At 40.0% G+C, this 15619-nt stretch carries 11 protein-coding genes and 3 pseudogenes; 4 read left to right on the forward strand and 10 right to left on the reverse strand.

The features are described 5' to 3' along the window. The first annotated feature begins 285 nt into the window (after positions 1-285). Positions 286-2169: an IS1182 family transposase gene (locus NSQ71_RS18160; RefSeq protein ID WP_340734376.1), complete on the forward strand. Its 1884-nt coding sequence runs from the start codon at positions 286-288 to the stop codon at positions 2167-2169. On the opposite strand, the gene NSQ71_RS18165 is transcribed toward NSQ71_RS18160, so the two are convergent. Further along, positions 2086-2997 carry a LysR family transcriptional regulator gene (locus tag NSQ71_RS18165; RefSeq protein WP_066251505.1) on the reverse strand — a complete coding sequence of 304 codons (912 nt, stop codon included), beginning with the start codon at positions 2995-2997 and terminating at the stop codon, positions 2086-2088. The two genes, NSQ71_RS18160 and NSQ71_RS18165, sit on opposite strands and share 84 nt — an antisense overlap. A gap of 504 nt (positions 2998-3501) precedes the next feature. Between NSQ71_RS18165 and NSQ71_RS18170 the strand changes: the two genes are divergently transcribed. Together NSQ71_RS18170 and NSQ71_RS18175 are read left to right on the forward strand one after the other, a co-directional pair. Then, entirely contained in the window at positions 3502-5496 is a 1995-nt protein-coding gene (locus NSQ71_RS18170; RefSeq protein ID WP_340734377.1) for a BC_2427 family protein, read from the forward strand. Between the two features lie 148 nt (positions 5497-5644). Next, positions 5645-6427 (forward strand): CsxC family protein, encoded by a 783-nt coding sequence (locus NSQ71_RS18175; RefSeq protein WP_117016908.1) that lies wholly within the window; start codon positions 5645-5647, stop codon positions 6425-6427. Positions 6428-6713: 286 nt separating this feature from the next. On the opposite strand, the pseudogene NSQ71_RS18180 reads toward NSQ71_RS18175, so the two are convergent. Together NSQ71_RS18180 and NSQ71_RS18185 are read right to left on the reverse strand one after the other, a co-directional pair. Next, positions 6714-6836 (reverse strand): annotated as a pseudogene (locus NSQ71_RS18180) (IS256 family transposase); the annotation flags it as partial. A 1056-nt stretch (positions 6837-7892) separates the two neighbouring features. Next, the gene (locus tag NSQ71_RS18185) at positions 7893-9122 is read right to left on the reverse strand and encodes an IS110 family transposase (RefSeq protein WP_027725928.1); all 1230 of its coding nucleotides are present in this window, start codon (positions 9120-9122) and stop codon (positions 7893-7895) included. Between the two features lie 432 nt (positions 9123-9554). On the opposite strand from NSQ71_RS18185, the gene helD reads away from it, so the two are divergent. After that, entirely contained in the window at positions 9555-11897 is a 2343-nt protein-coding gene (gene helD, locus NSQ71_RS18190) for an RNA polymerase recycling motor HelD (RefSeq protein ID WP_340734378.1), read from the forward strand. Between the two features lie 283 nt (positions 11898-12180). On the opposite strand, the pseudogene NSQ71_RS18195 reads toward helD, so the two are convergent. From NSQ71_RS18195 to NSQ71_RS18225, 7 genes and pseudogenes are all read right to left on the reverse strand, one after another. Beyond that, positions 12181-12402, reverse strand: a pseudogene (locus tag NSQ71_RS18195) (ABC transporter permease); the annotation flags it as partial. A 127-nt stretch (positions 12403-12529) separates the two neighbouring features. Then, a complete protein-coding gene (locus NSQ71_RS18200; protein ID WP_340734379.1) occupies positions 12530-13477 on the reverse strand; it encodes an L-lactate dehydrogenase in 948 nt (315 codons plus the stop codon). A gap of 31 nt (positions 13478-13508) precedes the next feature. Next, positions 13509-13709: an L-lactate permease gene (locus NSQ71_RS18205; protein ID WP_235600454.1), complete on the reverse strand. Its 201-nt coding sequence runs from the start codon at positions 13707-13709 to the stop codon at positions 13509-13511. A 59-nt stretch (positions 13710-13768) separates the two neighbouring features. Continuing rightward, positions 13769-14228 (reverse strand): annotated as a pseudogene (locus NSQ71_RS18210) (L-lactate permease); the annotation flags it as partial. A gap of 510 nt (positions 14229-14738) precedes the next feature. Then, positions 14739-15167 carry a hypothetical protein gene (locus tag NSQ71_RS18215; protein ID WP_339193689.1) on the reverse strand — a complete coding sequence of 143 codons (429 nt, stop codon included), beginning with the start codon at positions 15165-15167 and terminating at the stop codon, positions 14739-14741. 49 nt (positions 15168-15216) lie between these two features. Further along, positions 15217-15399, reverse strand: a complete 183-nt coding sequence (locus NSQ71_RS18220; RefSeq protein ID WP_144598567.1) for a hypothetical protein — start codon at positions 15397-15399, stop codon at positions 15217-15219. Positions 15400-15412: 13 nt separating this feature from the next. After that, positions 15413-15535: a BREX protein BrxB domain-containing protein gene (locus NSQ71_RS18225; protein ID WP_242009369.1), complete on the reverse strand. Its 123-nt coding sequence runs from the start codon at positions 15533-15535 to the stop codon at positions 15413-15415. Positions 15536-15619 lie beyond the last annotated feature (84 nt).

The following is a 15619-nucleotide window of genomic DNA, read 5'->3' on the forward strand; positions in this document are numbered from 1 at the left end:
TATCTATTTTTCATGAAAAGATAGCGGCCGCTTCCACGAACATATGAAACATGATATTCATATGAATCCTTCCTAGCCCCTGCTTAAGTACAAGAGACGGCTCCACACAAAAAAGACACTTTTTTCTTGTTTCTGCTTCAAGTAAAAAAAGGGGCTGTCCAAAAAGTCAGGGTAACTGACTTTTTGGAGCCCCTCATTTTTTCACTTTTAAAAAAATGCACAAAAAAATCGTCCTTTCTAGTAAAATGAAGTTACGACACAACATTACAGAAAGGACGATTTTTTATGAGCAATCATATGATTACTCGTGAAAATTATAACACACAAATGACACTTCCTCTAGATGGAAAAGAAGAAAAAACTCCTGCCAAAAGAAATTTAGCCCCTACTTTCAAACCATATGACAACCGTCAAGTTCAAATGATTTATGATATTGAATCTCTTATACCCGAACATCACGTGGCACGTGTCGTGGACGAAATGGTGGAGGCGATACCAGATAAACAATTGTTTTCTCATTATAAAGGCGGCGGCAGAAGTTCCTATCATCCCAAAATGATGCTGAAAATCATTCTGTATGCTTATTCTCAAAAGGTTTATTCCTGCCGAGGAATCGAAAAACTCGTTAAAGAAAATATTCCTGCCATGTGGCTTTCAGCGATGCAACAACCAGATTTTCGCACCATTAATGAGTTCCGAGGGGAACGGATGAAAGCTTTCATGGATGAGCTCTTTGAAGTCATGATTCTCAAATTGATAAAAGAACATTACATCACGATGGAAAACTACTTTTTGGATGGCACTAAGATCGAAGCCAATGCCAATAAGTATTCTTTTGTGTGGAAAAAATCCACTTTGAAATTCGAAGAGAAATTAAAAGAAAAAATCCAAGAAACACTAAAGCACATTCATGAATTAACCCAATTAGAAGCCGGAACAGGGCAAAAGGAAAGCGATCAACATACAGAGATCACCGAACAAAACCTGGAGGAAATCGCAAAAGAAATAGAAGAAAAAGTTGAAACGCTAACGGAAGAAATCGAAAAGGAGACCGATACATCCATTCGGAAAGAGAAGCGAAAAAAACGCAGTCAATTAAAGAAATCGGTGAAACAAATTCGTGAAGATTTCCTGCCCCGAATGGCAAGATACAAGGAACAAAAGGAAATGTTCGGTGACCGTAACAGCTACTCGAAAACAGACAAAGACGCAACCTTCATGCGCATGAAAGAAGACCATATGAAAAACGGTCAGCTCAAGCCCGGATACAACGTGCAAATGGGGACAGAGAATCAGTTTATCTTGTTTTATACCATTCATCAACGACCGACCGATACACGTTGCTTTATCCCACATATGGAGAAGCTAGCCTCCAGTTCATTACCGATGCCCAAAACGGTCATTGCGGATGCAGGCTATGGTAGTGAAGAAAACTATGTATATGCAGTTGGTGATGAGAAAGAGCCCCGTTTTGAGTTTCTAATTCCTTATGGGAGCTATGTAAAAGAACAAACACGTACATACAAAAAAGACATTAAAAATGCCAAAAACTGGACCTATTGTGAAGAGGATGATTGTTTTATTTGCCCGAATGGAAGGAGAGTAACGTTTAAAAAATACCAAAACAAAAAGAATCCATCTGGCTATGAACAAAGCTTCAAAATATACGAATGTGAAGATTGTACCGATTGCCCATTGAAAGCGAAATGCACAAAAGCGAAGGGAAATCGTCAAGTTCACTGGAATCCCATCTTCGAAGAAATGAAAGCAAAGGCCAAAACAGCCCTTGAATGTGAAGAGAAAGCCGGCATCTACGCTCGACGCAAAGTCGAGGCAGAAAGTGTGTTCGGTCACATCAAGGGCAATCGGTCGTTCCGCAGATTTTCTTTGCGGGGCCTCGACAAGGTACATGTTGAGTTTGGGATTGTGGCATTAGCCCACAACTTCCTGAAAGTAGCCGGCATCCGCCAGCTACTTTCAGATAAAAATCGAAAAAATATAAAAGCAAGTGGAGAGAAACGAATTGTTTTTCTCCACTTGCTTCATTTTAGGGACTTATCGGACAGCCCCCTTCTTATAGTTGACTCAATCGGATTTAGAATCCTGGCCGGGATTAGCCGTCGACAGCTTTTCTTTTGCAAATCGTATAAATTCCTGCGCAATCTGTGATAAGCTTGCATCCTTTCTCCAAATCATTGCCAGATTCCATTCGATTTCCGGATTAGTGACGGTGATCGTTTTAAAATCATCTGTTAGTTCTATACACGTACTTTCAGGCAGCAAAGTAATACCTATATTGTAGGCAACCAATTCTTGAATAAACTCCAGTTGTGATGTTTCCGAAATAATTTTCGGTTGAAAACCGGCTTCTTTACAAGAATTGATGACAAGATTTCTTAGCACAAAATCCCGGTCGAACATAATAAAGTCCTCTTTTTTTAGCTCCTGCAAAGACACTTCTTGTTTTCCCGCCAGACGATGAGACGAAGAGACAACTAGTTTTAATTTCTCATTCACAAATATAATACTGTCAAGATTTTCATTTTCCTCAGAAAGAACAACGACCCCAAAATCCAATAAATTATTGAGAACCTTCTCTTCAACTGGTTTGGAACCATCCTCTTCTAGTAGGAAAATCACCTCTGGATATTCTTCATGAAACGATGCAATCAATTTTGAGAAGAAAATGGAATTCGTAATCGTAGGTAGCCCGATGCGAATTTGTCGTTTTCTTTGCATAAACATTTTATCAAGTTCTGCATCCAATTGCTGCAGCTGATTTTCAATTTTTAAAGCATGTTTTTTTAAAATACGGCCTGCATCCGTCAATATCAGCTTTTTTCTAGTACGTATGAAAAGCGGTGCTCCAATTTCATCCTCCAATGATTTGATAATTCTGCTGAGAGCAGGCTGCGTAATGAACAGATTCTCAGATGCAGTGGTAAAATTGCCGGTACGTGTAACCTCAAGAAAACACTTCAATTGTTTAATTTCCAATTGAATCAAACACCCTATTACATTTTAATGATAATAAAGTTTACCACACTTTTCACTTTAGCGCTTTAAATTTGTTTGATCAAATAGGCGAAGCATAAAACCTTAATGTTCTTGTTAGGGCAGTTCATTATTAGACAGCCCCTTGTGTTTTTGTGTTTAATTACGCTAATTTCAACAATGGAAGTATCTTATTCGGAAATAAAAAGCTCTAATTTTGTCCTCTTTTAATCCTTCAAGATCCCCCTTCTTATATCTAAAAACTTTTCATTTCATTCATCTATGCAATCATTTATTTTTATATTCCATATCAATATTATAAAAAGATTAGCGGGCATAGTATCCCCATTTATCGAATTTTTGAAGAGAAACAGGCAAATCATCTGATTTGAGAAAAATGCTACATAGAGCTTATTTTTGAAATTTCCTGAATTGTACAGGGACAAATGCGGGAAATAAAGCATAAATAAATACAGTAAAAATTCGTTAATTTGGGAGTGAGGTGTCATGAAAACTCCATGGATTCACCATGAGAGGATGCAGCAAATACGTTCTAAACAAATGAACATTTTTAAATCTTCAAGAGTTCAAAAAAAATCTGTATGCCCCAATTTTCAGCATAGAGAAGAAGATGATGATAGTCACAAATCAGATATTGTGCCAAATCGCATTGATACAGCAGAAGCAGATGATTCACATGAAAATTACGGGATAAAAAAGGTGACCAAACTAAACAAAAATAAAAATAATGTTTCTAAACTGATGAATTTATACAAAAAGTATAATATGTCTAAAAGAAATCATACAGGCAGCATCTGTGGTCCTACTCAACCATCGAATGGAACGACTGATCCTGAACACGTTTCCTCAACTGATGACCACACTTTAAAAACGGATGATTCCCATATTAAGCAGATTTCTCTACCTAGCCCTAGCCATGAGACAAAGGAGCACCCCTCAGCCGATTCGGTTCTTGAGCCTGTTCATCCTTCATCCAATTCGGATGAAATAAATGATCAAGAGGATGACTTTGAAACCAATTCTTTTGATTATTCAGTCGAGCTTGCTCATTTATTGGATGAAAACAATCTTAAACAAGTTTTTCCAGCTGTTAATGAGCATGCTGTGAATACGGATGAGGCTTCTCATATTAAGCAGATTTCTCTAACTGATCTTGATGAACAGGAGACGAATGATCAACCTGCAACCAATTCGGGTTTTGAGCTAGTTCACGCCCCATCCAGTTCGGATGAAATAAACAATCATAAGGATGTCAGTGAAATCAATCTTATTAACCATACAGTCGAGCCAGTTCATTCATCGGACGATGCCGTTCCTGAACAATCTCCTCCAGCTGTTGATGAGTATGCTGTGAATACGGATGAGTATTTCCATGCTGGTCTTGAACAGGAGACAAAGGATCATCCTCCAACCGATTCCGTTTTTGAACTTGCCCATGACTCATCCAGCTCAGATAAAATAAATGATCAAGAGAATATCAGTGAAACCAATCCTATTGACTATACAGTCGAGCCAGTTCATTCATCGGACAATGCCGTTCCTGAACAATCTCCTCCAGCTGTTGATGAACATGCTGTGAAAACGGATGAGGTTTCTCATGCTGAACAGGAGATAAATAAAAAATCTCCGACCGATTCTGTTTTTGAGCCTGTTCATCCTTCATCCGAATCGGATGGAACGAATGATCAAAAAGCTATTAATTTTGATAATGCAGATGAATCTATCAAATATGGAAAAACATGTTCAATGACTATAAAAAGACCATTTTCGACTTTTGTAGAAATAGATGACTTTCTTCATTCTCCTATCTTTAGCAATATAGTTCAAAATTCAGCTGAATTTCTTGACTTAAACAATAAACAAACTCCTCAATTAAACACAAAATTACTCAATACGACAACTTATTATCCTGAACAGCCTGAATGTCGTTTAGTTTGCTCTAAAATTCATGAAATGATCTCTTTAACTGACACTGTACACACTTATAGTAAGAATAATACAAATAATCATTATCAATCTATTGCAGTTCCCCTGCATGACTCAAAAGCTGCGAAAACAAGCGAAACAGATAACAAAACTTGTACATCTCATGACTTTATACAAATTAGAGTTCCAGTTGTAGCAGGGGAATACAAAATGGAAATAATTTTAGAAGAAGATGTTGTATTTGAAGAAGAGATTTTGGGCGTTAAAGAAATCTCTAAAGAGGTCGTACTAACAAATTGTAAATTCGTACCTACTCAATTCTCCCCATCATTAGATAATGGAACATGTACAGCACTGAAAGGAAATTTATTTATAAAAGGATATATATCACAAAATATTGAGTACACTGCCGCAGACAACGGAAATGAAGGTTCCAAACAAAATGAATCAGTACCTTACTATCGTCAATTGCACCAAAAAATTATATTGGATTTAATCGTTCATTTATTACAAGTACAACAAGTTCGGGTCAGTTATGCTGGCAATGGAATCTAGAGATCATCGAATGTATACGAAATCCACTCTTTGATTTAAAAATGAGAAAAATGATTATGTGAAAAGCCCAAACTTAAAAATGAATGCTGCATATTGTATTAATGCAGAGTTTGGAAAACTCAAAAAAAATTAAGGAGTGGATTTTTTCATGAGTAAAGACGATCATCAAATCCCAGCTTGCCCAGTAAAATCGACAGAACAAGTACCATTATCAAATGAAAATACCGATTTAGTTCTTACACCAGATGTTACTGTAACTCTTAAAACTCCAGTTGTATTAGCAGAAAAAACTATTCAAGTGGTAGTAGAGGCAGATATTCCGCTTGATCCGCCAGCAACTGAAATTAAGAGAGTGACAAAAAACGTATTTTTGGAACAAGCGAAACTAGTACCTGTTAGATTTACACGTATTGGTACAACGGACTATTTTAGAGTAACTAGAGCGAAATTATTTGTATCAGGATTTATTCGCAAAGATATTGAATATGCTTCCAGAGACTGCAATGGAGCACTTCAAGACAGAATTGCAGACGTTCCGTTCTCTGGTTTTACAGAACTTGCAGACGCTGCTCCAACCGGAGATTTCCTTCTTTTCCCAATAATAGGAATTTCTGATCAAAGCAAAGCTCTCTTCTTAAATGAGAAAAATGACCTTGTTCCTCGTTTGGATAAATATTTCTTCCAAAATCTCGTCAAATATAATGAACAACCATACGGTGAATTAATAGCCGCAAACTTCTATGAACTTGATTTCTCACCAGTTAAAGTAGGACCTGAAGGCCAGTTTAAAACATTGCGCGAAAAAATCGTCTTAGATCTTACTGTGAAATTATTACAAGTTCAACAATTTCAAACTACAGCTACACAAGTAACTCCTAGTTTCCCTGAAGGAACTTTAGATGCTGCCACAAACAGATCTAAACACAAATAACTAGTTCAGAAGCCGTGACTTTTTGGGTCATGGCTTCTACTTTTCTTTTTAACTGTTATTTCTTCGCTTTCTCGTTAAAAGAAAATTTAAGCCCTTTATCGGCTGAACCTGCTGCGAGAGCTCAGGCATTCCTAAACGCTTTCCCTTGTTCACTCACTACAGCTCTAAGCGTAGCTTATTTGTCATTATCTTGAGTAACTCTGATATGTTCCAGTGCTTTTGCGCCGCTCTTAGTATTCAGTCATGTGAAGTTGTTCATCGATTTCTCGAAAGACAGCCCAATTACCAGGATGGACTCACGGTTTGGAAAAATACGAATCTCTTCAATGAGTTGTTCCACACGCTCGGTAAGTCTCAAGCGGTTCCTGCAGCGTTTAGGAAACACAAGAACAGCAGAGGCATCATCAAAGTCCGTGTATAATCTTCCATCACCTGATTGCGTACAGTTTAATTTCTGAGACACTGATGAGTTCAGGCCGCAAAGCGGCAATAACGCAAGTATGGAGTTGAATTTTCTACAGGTGCAGTCCGTCAATATGTATACATACATGAGAATACGTACATGAAGCTGAAGTGTTGAGGAAAATGTTCCGGAATGTTGCTCGGTTATAAAATCTCCCCCTCGCATTTAAAATGGACAAGCACAATGGGCTTGTCTAAAAATTATTGTTTCTTTCCCTCTACTCTTTCACGATAAGATCCAGCTTTCGTTTTAGTTACAGTATCAACTTTGGAACATGTCTCCCCATCAGTTTCACCTGTATTCAAGGATGTCACATCCTTTTATATAGTCGATTTATCCGCTTATATGATTTATCCGATAAAATTCGCATGCTACACGGAAATAGACAATAATTGATTTTTCATTAAATTTTGTTTCCAACTTCTGATTAAAGGATAATCTTTGTAATCAACTTTATACATATTCCAATTTCCTTCTTTCATAGTTATTTAAGAATTTTTACAAAACAAAAAAAACAGCCTAACTAATCTAGTTAGACTGTTTATATAAACAAACTTATTCACTTATAACACGATTTTGCAAACTTTATTAGACGGTCTAAAAGAAAACCATCGGTTCTCTTCCATGAGAAATACTTTAATTAATGGCCTTACAGTAACTTTTTATCTTCATCACATACAATTTCAACTTGTTTATAATATCGACGACAGCGTTAAATACATTGAAAAAATTGAGAAACTATGATAAATTAGTAAAGAAACACACTTTGTTTAAATTATAAAAATAGTATCCCTATTATAATTATAAAACATAAATCCTCTTCAGTCAATCCCCATTTTTATTTTTTAAAGTCCTGCGGTAATATGTCAAGGTGAAAAATCATAGAAATTGGAAATTCCCTTGTCCGATGATCCGAAAAAAGGCAATACTGAAGAAACCCAGTATTGGTACATGTAATAAACTGGGTCTAAAGGTTGATATTGGTATACCAGATCGATCCTCTTATCGATCTTCCCCCTTTCTTGGCGTGTAGATTTGACCGTTGCGTAGCAGCGCATCGATCACACGCACGAGTTTTCTAGCGGTGAGGACGAGGGCTCGTTTATGTTGGTGTTTGGGCACTTCCTCATACTTCTTCCGGTAGTACGCACGAAACGTCGCATCATGCCGTTGCACCGAGTTGGCAGCCTCCACTAGGTAGTAACGGAGATAGCGATTGCCGGAACGAATGAGGGAGGTGTCCTCGGCTTGAAAACGGCCCGATTGGTGCTTGGACCATGTCAAGCCGGCATATTTTGCCAAGGCGGCCTGGTTGTGAAACCGCTCGATTTGCCCGATTTCGGCCAGGATGCCTGCGGTATAAACCGGTCCGATGCCTGGGATGGTTTGCAGTGTGTTCGGAATGCCTTCAAGATGGCGGGTAATGGCTTTATCGAGCTCTTTGAGCTGCGATTGCAGGCTGCGGATTGATTGAATCGACAGCCCTAACAGCAAGTCGATGGAATCCTCGACACACTTGGACAACCGATACGACGAACGGGCCGCCTTTTGAATCGACTTGGCGATGCATTCCGGATCGGCAAAGCGATTGCGCCCTTTTTGGCGCAGGAAGTCGGCCAACTGCTTGACATCCATTTGGCAGATGTCATCGAGGCTCCACGACTCAAGCAGCAGTTCGAGAATGGCATGTCCGAAGATCGAACTGTCCACCTCTTGGGTAAAGGAACTGCATTTGTAAAACAAGTGCTGGAGAAAATACTGTTTCTCACGGGTTAACTGGTGGACGAGATGATATCGCATGCGTGTCAGTCGCTGAAGCGCGAGAAACTGCTCCTTGAGGACAGCCGTCATCTTCAGACGGCCGAAGCGAAGCCGATCCGCAATGATCCAAGCATCGATGTCATCCGTTTTCTCCAAGTCGACATAGGCTTCTTTAAACTTGCGAATGAGCTTTGGATTGATCGTAAACACCTTGACGTTCCAAGCCTGCAAGGCCTCCTGCTGGTGGAAAAACATAGCTGGATGCCAACTGTAGACCGAGGTGGCTTCCATCCCGATCAGAATTTCGGTTGGCTTTCGCTTGTTAGCCCACAGGAGGATTTGATCCCGAAGGAAGGTGGCGCCCAGAAGATGATTATCCACTTTGAAGCGTGCGCACGTATTTCCTTCATGATCCATAATGCAGGTGGCTAAGTCGCGTGAGCTCACGTCGATCCCGACGTAGAGTTTCATGAGATCACCTCCTATTGTTGTAGGATCGAGGGGTAGGACTCTTCGGGATGCCCCCGGATCGCGCCTGTTGACCAGTCACCCTCGCATATGAGAACTCACGTTGGACCATGGGCTGCCCTGGAAGCTGCTCCTTCCAGCATGGGGAAAACCAACGGGAACAGCCTGCGGGTTAGACGTCCAAACAGGAGCCGGGGAGACAGACTTTACAAGTAGTCGAAGCTACAGGAGTGAGAAGAGTATCCCCGATGATCCTAAGACCATTATCCAGGAACATTGCGAAAAGTCCAACCCCGGTACGCTGAACCCTTTGTGGGAGGGGCGCGCCCCTCCCACAAAGGCAACCACCCAAGATATGCGATTGTCAAGGAGCGTATCGGACTGGAAATTCGATAAAAAAACTTTCTGAAACTTAGTATACGAGGAGTGCTTAATATGAATACAGAACTTCGGCAGGAGCAAGAACGATTGGACAGCATAATGGCGATCATTGTGGAGCAAATCGGCATGCTGGAAAACGAAACCTCCCAGCGTCGAAAAGAAGTGATTGATTTCCGCAAACATTTTTGGGATGACGTCAAGGTGAATACTGATACGTTCGACGATTATCTTGAGACGATCATCGCCTTGAGACAACAGGCGCAGAACCTGTCCGTGAGCCAAAGCACCCACAGACAAGCCTTCAAGAGGTTGTCCACCCTGCGCCGCATGCAGGAGGTGCCTTATTTCGGTCGAATCGATTTCATTGAGGAAGGGTCTTCAACTGCTGAACGAATCTATATCGGTATCTCCACGCTCACGGATACAAGCGGAGAGAACATCCTGATCTACGACTGGAGGGCGCCGGTCTCGAGTGTCTACTACGATTACGCGCCCGGCCCGGCCGAATATACTACTCCCGGAGGCACAGTCCGCGGCATGCTGGAGAAAAAGTGGCAATATATCATCCGCGGCGGCGTTATCAAGTCGATGTTCGATACGAGTCTCACCATTGGAGACGACATTTTACAGCAGGTGCTTGGCAGAGTGACAGACAAACATATGCACAACATCGTGGCCACCATTCAACGGGAACAAAACCAGATCATCCGTCATGATTGCGGGCGGCTGCTCATCGTGCAAGGACCCGCCGGCAGCGGCAAGACATCGGCCGCCCTGCAGCGGATCGCTTACTTGCTCTACAAGTATCGGGATAAGCTGAGAGCCGATCAAATCATTTTATTTTCACCTAATTCGATGTTTAACAGCTACGTATCCAATGTGCTGCCCGAACTAGGCGAAGAGAATATGCAGCAGGCCACCTTCCAGGAATATTTGGAATATCGGCTGAGCAAAGAATTTCAAATCGAGGGTCCATACGAGCAATTGGAATATGTGTTGACTGAAGCGGATGACTCTTTATACCGGACTAGAACTGCGAGCATCCGATTCAAGGCATCAACCCGTTTCTTCGAGACGATTAAAACATACTGTAAGTCGCTGGAATTATCCGGCATGCTATTCAAAGATATTCTATTTAGAGGAAAACCGATCATCACCGCCAAACAAATCACAGAAAGGTTTTATAGCAGCGACACCTCGCTCCGTTTTCACAGCAGACTTGAAAAGCTGGCAGATTGGCTAAACAAGCAAATCGATGAAGCGGAGAAGCTTGAACGGACTAAGCCATGGGTGCAGGAAGAAATCGAGCTGCTTAGCAACGAGGATTATCATAAAGCTCATACTCTCTTACGGAAAAAACGCGGCTTTAAAGCAGAAACGTTGAACAACTATGAGAACGAGATCGAAGCGCTGGGCCAATTGATCGTTCGCAAGAAGCTGAAACCGTTGCGCAAACGGATCCGAACGCTTCGTTTCATCGACATGAAGGGAGTATACAAGCAGCTTTTCGCCGATCCAACGCGGGTCAAACAGTGGATGGAAGTGGAAACACCCGAGGAGTGGGAGGATATTTGCCGATTGACTGTAAAAACGCTAGACGAAGGCAAACTGTTTTACGAAGATGCAACTCCGTATTTATTTTTGAAAGAGCTGATTCAAGGCTTTCAGACGAACGTCTCGATCAAACACGTGCTTGTAGACGAAGCGCAAGATTATTCTCCGTTTCAATTCGAATTTTTGAAGCGTTTGTTTCCTTCGGCGAGGATGACTGTGCTCGGCGACTTTAACCAAGCGATATTCGCTCATGCCAGTGAAACGGTCGATTTCCACACGCTTACCAGCCTATACGGACCGGATAAAACGGATTCGATCACCTTGACCCGCAGTTACAGATCCACAAGACAGATCATTGAATTTACGCGCGGACTCGTGCCCGATGGCGAACGGATCACTGCTTTTGAACGCGACGGCGATAAGCCTGTGTTGACGAGAGTGTCCGATCAAGCTGAACTGCACCGCTGCATTGCTTCCAAAGTCGTGGACTTGCGGAAACGGGGATATAATACGATCGCGATTATATGTAAATCTGCTGCGGAAAGCACCGCCGCATACGAAGCACTGAAAAGCGTTGAAGATATAAAACTTGTGAAGAGCGGCTCTACCGAATATGAACAAGGTGTTGTCGTTATACCGGCGTATTTGGCGAAGGGCATCGAATTCGACGCCGTCATCATTTATAACGCTTCATCGCACGTATACGGCGTTGAGAGCCTGCGCAGATTGTTCTACACCGCCTGCACCCGGGCTATGCATTACTTGCAGCTTTACAGTGTAGGCGAACCTAGCCCCTTTTTACAGAACGTTGCGCCGGGTAGTTTCCTTCAGATCCCGGGTTAACACGGGACTGGTCTGGTATCTGAAATGTATCACTGTCATTAAACGGCCATATATGATATAAAAAACCACTTGCCAGCATCCCTTCAATACCATACCCCGAGTTGGGCAACTTGTTTAATGGAAGGTAATGAAGGGATGTCAGCAGTGGCTGAAATAAATTATATCAGACATGTGAAATTCTATATGATGTGTTAAAAGTTCTGTAAGCAGCAAGGTTCCGTAATTTTTCGGTAAAAGCTTTTTTACTAGGATATCGCGAACAGATCAATACACAATATCCAATTTATGCCCGGCGCATATATACACGGACGGTGATGGGCGCAAAGATTGCTACGATGGATGCAGCCCCGATGAGAGAGACGGCGAAATCTGAGCCAATAGTTCCATCATTGATCAGATCACGGACGGCAGTAATAATATGCGAGATCGGATTGATCTTCGCAAACCATTGGAGCCAATCGGGCATCGTCTTGACTGGCACAAAAGCATTGGAAAGAAACGTAAGTTGAGCTTTTCATCCTAACAAGCCTCGCAGCAGTTAGTAATCGTAAATTGGTTTTCCCAATCCTTGTTTCCTAAACGTTCCCGGTACAATGGTCACTATAGAGCATGTCGCTTTGCCATCAAGTGGATTAAATGACAGATTTCATCGTATCTTTTAGCACTGAAACGGAATAATTAAATTGTTCTTGTTCCTTTTCGTTCAGTTCAATTTCGATTATTTCGTGAACGCCGTTACGATTAAGCTTGGCTGGTACTCCAATATATACATCATTTTGTCCATATTCACCTTCTAGATAGGAAGATACTGTCAGGATACTATTTTCATTTTTAAGAATTGCTTTTGTAATTCGGACAAGGGACATTCCTATTCCATAGTATGTCGCCCCTTTTCGCTCAATGATATGATAAGCAGCGTCACGGACGTTTACGAAGATCTCCTCTAAACATTCTTTCTTTAAATCTTTCTTTCGCTCTAAAACATCATCAAGATTCTCTATTCCGATCTTGGCATGGCTCCAAACCGGAAGCTCGGTATCTCCATGTTCCCCTATGATAATTGCATGAATATTTCTTGTATCCACATTGAAATACTTCCCTAATTCAAATCTTAGACGTGCAGAATCTAAGACTGTTCCTGAGCCAATGACGCGTTCCTTTGGCAGTCCTGACTCCTTCCAAGTGATATAAGTTAAGATATCTACTGGATTTGTTGCCACTAAAAATATGCCATTAAATCCACTTTTCATAATCTCTTTTATAATTTGTTTAAATATTCGCGTATTTTTCTCAACTAACTGCAATCGGGTTTCACCTGGTTTTTGTGCCAATCCCGCAGTGATAACAACTAAGTCCGCATTGGCGCAATCTTGATAAGAACCGCTCCATACCTTTATTGGCGAAGGTGCAAACGGCACTCCATGATTAAGATCCATCACCTCGCCTTCAGCTTTTGCTTCATTTATATCAATTAAAACTAATTCCTCAACGACCCCCTGATTAATTAGTGAATAGGCATAACTGCAGCCTACAGCACCTGTTCCAACGATTACAACACGATTTACTTTTTCTTTATTCATGGTTATACATCCCCCTTAAAATGTTATATGATTAAAATAGGAACCAGCTAACTAATCCAATTACAGCAAGCAAACATAAGCTATATTTAATTGTCACTTTAAATAAATCACTTTCTTTTCCTGCAAATCCAACTGCCGCAGCTGCAACTGCAATTGATTGAGGTGAAATCATTTTAGCCATTGTACCACCCATTACATTGACAGCAACCATCGTTTCGGGTGCTATTCCAATTTGTGAAGCAGTGACAGCTTGAAGTGGAGCAAATAAGGAACCGTTGTTTACAACAGAGCTGGACTAAATCCAAGCCCTACTAAAATTGCTGCTGTTATGGCAACAGGTGCTCCAAATCCTGCAGCTCCTTCTAAAAATGCCCCAAATGAGAATGCCCCAATAAGAACTTGCAATTCTTTGATCCGCTGTAATAAAAGAAATACTTTTTTCTATAATGGCAAATTTTCCGGTTTTTTCTGTTATTTTATAAAGGAAAATAGCAGCAAATACGATTGATGCTACTGGCCATAAACCGACTAAAATTCCATATATCGCAGACATCAAAACTAAGATTGCAGGCATTTTATAAATAAAGACGGCAAAAATGCCTGCAGCAATTATGCTGAAAAGCCCTGCTATATATCCTTTTAATTTAAATACTGTCAGCAAAACAATAAAAACGATGATAGGAACGGCAGCTATAATAGCTGAAAGCCATATATTTTCCAATGGATTATAAACTTGCTCCCATACATGCATCTTGTTCAGCCCCTATACTTTAAAATCGACGAAATGATTTTGTGATATATTTCACAATATGTATTACATCCTCCCCCTAAATTATTTATTTTGCTTACAAAGTTAGTATAACATCTGTTTGTGAAATTTTTCACAATATATATGAAAAAAATATGAACTTTTGAGACATGTCGAGTAAAGTAATGATAAAAAGGAGAAAATCATTTATGAAGGAATAAGAGGGTTAGATAATCTTTAAAATTTAATATAAAAATATAATAATTAACTAGATGAAAAGTGATGAGGACGACTAAACTTACTATTTTATAAAAAAAAAATTTTACGTAAATTTTTTTACATGTCTATTTTCTTGACATAATACCAAGACGAATATAGTAAAAAAGGGCTGTTCAGAATGAGGCATCCAAGTTTTTTGATGGAAGATCTACACACTAGGAATAAGTAAACTAAAATTCATTTTACCCATAATAACAAAATGCAACTGTTCGTAAATTCACCGGTCTAATCAACTTAGAACTCCGGAATCTTCTTGATCGTCAGCAATTCACCATGATGTAGAGCGAGTTGTTTAGGATTCGATAATTGATTCAATAAGAGTTTTCTCCGTTCTACAATTTTTAAAGGGTGTCGGTGTGTATTTAAAATGTGAGCAATTTGAATGGTACATGTCTTATAGTAACTGCATACGTCGAGAATATATTTATGAAGCAATGGCAATCCAAAATCATCATATGCTTCTAAAGTTTCAGGATCACACAAACCATAAACGATTTCAATTTGCACGGGATAATCGAATCCATCTACTTTTTCATCACTTTCTGTTAAGTCAAGAGTTTGATCAAGAGCTATTTTACTCCCATTTAAATTAATAAAACCACTTTTAGAGTATATACCTGATGGTAGTTTAATATCTGAGGCAAGGTAATAATAATATGTCATAGAAAACCCCTCTCATTTAATGACTTCATCTGTATTTGCGCTAGATAAATTAATTCGGGTCGCAAAACGTCCTTGGATTTTGGAAAAATCTTTTTTCGCTATGGACATTAAGTGACGCTTTTATTTTTTCTTGAGATGTGACAATGACCCATGCTTGGCCCATTGTTGCACTTCGTACACCCTCATTAATCGGACGAAAAATTTCTTTTTTAAATATTTCTTTAACTAACACATAATCTTCTCCTCTATGATATTCTCGTTAATTGATACTGATCTTCATTATGTAAAATCCCAAATAGTCGTAGGTCTAATCCGGTAAAATGACCGGGGTAAAAAAGTATAATTGGTTTACGTTTTTTTGCAAGCAAAAAGTGCAGAGAATTGCAAAATCCTTATGCAGTGATATGCAATGGGGATTTACATGGAGGAGGAGCCATGATAACCTTTTTTGG

This window comes from Aeribacillus sp. FSL M8-0235 (assembly GCF_038000355.1).
GTDB classification, from domain to species: Bacteria; Bacillota; Bacilli; order Bacillales; family Aeribacillaceae; genus Aeribacillus; species Aeribacillus composti.

What these genes read in the sequence shown, in the direction of transcription:
- NSQ71_RS18185 (WP_027725928.1), bottom strand. Translation starts at nt 9,122, where the DNA reads ATGAAACTCTACGTCGGGATCGACGTGAGCTCACGCGACTTAGCCACC.
- helD (WP_340734378.1), top strand. Translation starts at nt 9,555, where the DNA reads ATGAATACAGAACTTCGGCAGGAGCAAGAACGATTGGACAGCATAATG.
- NSQ71_RS18175 (WP_117016908.1), top strand. Translation starts at nt 5,645, where the DNA reads ATGAGTAAAGACGATCATCAAATCCCAGCTTGCCCAGTAAAATCGACA.
- NSQ71_RS18200 (WP_340734379.1), bottom strand. Translation starts at nt 13,477, where the DNA reads ATGAATAAAGAAAAAGTAAATCGTGTTGTAATCGTTGGAACAGGTGCT.
- NSQ71_RS18215 (WP_339193689.1), bottom strand. Translation starts at nt 15,167, where the DNA reads ATGACATATTATTATTACCTTGCCTCAGATATTAAACTACCATCAGGT.
- NSQ71_RS18170 (WP_340734377.1), top strand. Translation starts at nt 3,502, where the DNA reads ATGAAAACTCCATGGATTCACCATGAGAGGATGCAGCAAATACGTTCT.
- NSQ71_RS18160 (WP_340734376.1), top strand. Translation starts at nt 286, where the DNA reads ATGAGCAATCATATGATTACTCGTGAAAATTATAACACACAAATGACA.